The 2,241-nt window shown below is 67.6% G+C and carries 2 protein-coding genes; both read left to right on the top strand.

Translation table 11 applies throughout. From position 1 onward, the window contains the following. A partial coding sequence (locus GX543_RS07520) for an enoyl-CoA hydratase-related protein (protein WP_290851012.1) occupies positions 1-717 on the top strand: 717 nt, incomplete at its 5' end. Positions 718-722: 5 nt separating this feature from the next. Next, positions 723-1,883: an acyl-CoA dehydrogenase family protein gene (locus GX543_RS07525; RefSeq protein WP_290851014.1), complete on the top strand. Its 1,161-nt coding sequence runs from the start codon at positions 723-725 to the stop codon at positions 1,881-1,883. The last annotated feature ends 358 nt before the right edge of the window (positions 1,884-2,241 follow it).

Raw genomic sequence — 2,241 nt, forward strand, 5'->3', positions numbered from 1 at the left:
GACGCGCACAACGCGCTCAATCGACAGGTGATGGAGGAGCTGACCGCCCACCTGGACGCGTGCCGCGACGACGACCGGGTGCGGGTCGTGGTGCTCACCGGTTCGGACCGGGTGTTCTGCGCGGGTGCCGACATCACCGCCTTCGACGCGCTGCGCGCCGAATCGTTGCTCGGGCCTCGGGAGGCGTCCGGCGGCGCACTGTGGTCCGGGCTGGGATCGTTCCCCAAGCCCGTCATCGCGGCTGTTGAAGGTGTCGCGTTCGGCGGCGGCTGCGAGGTCGCCCTGGCTTGCGACACCATCGTCGCGGGAGACACCGCCCGGTTCGCGGTGCCGGAGGTCCGGCTGGGCGTGATTCCCGGAGGCGGTGGTACCCAGCGCCTCATCGCGGCGGTCGGCAAGGCCAAGGCGATGGCGATGCTGTTGACCGGCGACCCGATCGACGCGCGGGCGGCGGAGGCCGCCGGACTCGTCGGGTCGGTGGTACCCGCCGGCGAGGCGCTGGCTTCGGCGGTCGCGATGGCCGGCCGGATCGCGGCCAACTCTCCGCTGGCAGTGGCCCTCGCGAAGGACGCCGCGGCCGCTGCGCTCCAGACGTCGCTGGCGCAGGGTCTGGAGCACGAGCGGCGGAACTTCTACATCGCGCTGCGCTCCGAGGACTGCCACGAAGGCCAGAGCGCATTTCTGAACAAGCGAATCCCGAACTTCAACGGAAGGTGACCACCATGACCGCACTCTTTCCCGACTACCGCGCACCGTGGGAGAGCGACGACCAAGCCGCCCTGCGCACTCACGCGCGCGCGTTCTTCGCCAAAGAAGTGAGCCCGAACGAGGAACGCTGGGCCAAGCAGCACATGGTCGACCGCGAGCTGTGGTCGAAGGCCGGGGCGGCCGGACTCCTGTGTCTGGACGTCCCCGAGGAGTTCGGCGGCTCGGGCGGCGACTTCGGGCACGAGGCCGTGATCGCGCACGAGCTGGCCGCAATCGGCAACTCGTCGTTCGGCTTCGCGGTGCACTCGACGATCGTCGCGCATTACATCAACGCCTATGCCACCGACGAGCAGAAGAAGCGCTGGCTGCCGTCGTGCGCCACCGGCGACGCGGTGCTCGCGATCGCGATGACCGAGCCGGGTACCGGTTCCGACCTGCAGTCGGTCCGTACCACGGCGGTGCGCGAGGGCGACGAGTACGTCATCAACGGGTCGAAGACCTTCATCTCGAACGCCACCCACTGCGATCTGCTGGTGATCGTCGCCAAGACCGACCCGAGCCTGGGTGCCAAGGGCATCTCGCTGTTTGTCGCCGAGACCAAGGATCTGCCCGGGTTCGAGCGCGGGCGGGTGCTGGACAAGATCGGTCAGCACGGGCAGGACACCCGCGAGCTCGCGTTCACCGACATGCGGATTCCGGCCTCCAACCTGCTCGGCGGAGTGGAAGGTCAGGGCTTCTACCAGCTGATGAGCCAGCTCCAGCGCGAACGTCTCATCATCGGCGTCAGTGCGGTGGCGGCGGCTGAAGCGGCGGTCGCGGAGACCATCGCCTACGCCAAGCAGCGCGAGGCCTTCGGCAAGCCGATCCTGCAGTTCCAGAACACGAAGTTCGTCCTCGCCGAGTGCAAGGCCGACGTTCTCGCGGGCAAGACGCTCGTCGACCACTGCATCGCGGAGCAGATCGCCGGTCGCCTCGACCCGGCGACGGCATCGATGGCCAAGCTGTGGGGCACCGAGAAGCAGAAGGAGGTCGTCGACCGCTGCCTCCAGCTGTTCGGCGGTTACGGCTACATGATGGAGTACCCCATCGCCCGCATGTACACCGATGCCCGCGTCCAGACCATCTACGGCGGCACCAGCGAGATCATGAAGGAACTGATCGGCCGCTCCCTGTAGGTCGAGTCGTGCCCAGGGCGACCGGGTGCCGTTGATCTCGATACGCCGTTGCGTGCTTCGCTCGCAGCGGCACTCGATCGGCGTGGGGAGGCTTCCCTTGTTGGTCGAGTCGGCGTGTGAGCGGAGCGAGCCCGCCTGGTATCGAGACCTGCGGTGAGTGGTGTTGGTGATCTCGATACGCCGTTGCGTGCTTCGCTCGCAGCGGCACTCGATCGGCCTGGGAAGGCTTCGCGCGCAGTGGGATTCGATCGGCGTCCCTTGTTGGTCGAGTCGGCGTGTGAGCGTAGCGAGCCCGCCTGGTATCGAGACCTGCGGTGAGTGGGTGTTGGTGATCTCGATATGCCGTTACGTGCTTCGC

Origin of the sequence: Gordonia sp. (in: high G+C Gram-positive bacteria) (assembly GCF_012515855.1) — a bacterium.
In the GTDB taxonomy this organism is placed as follows: domain Bacteria; phylum Actinomycetota; class Actinomycetes; order Mycobacteriales; family Mycobacteriaceae; genus Gordonia.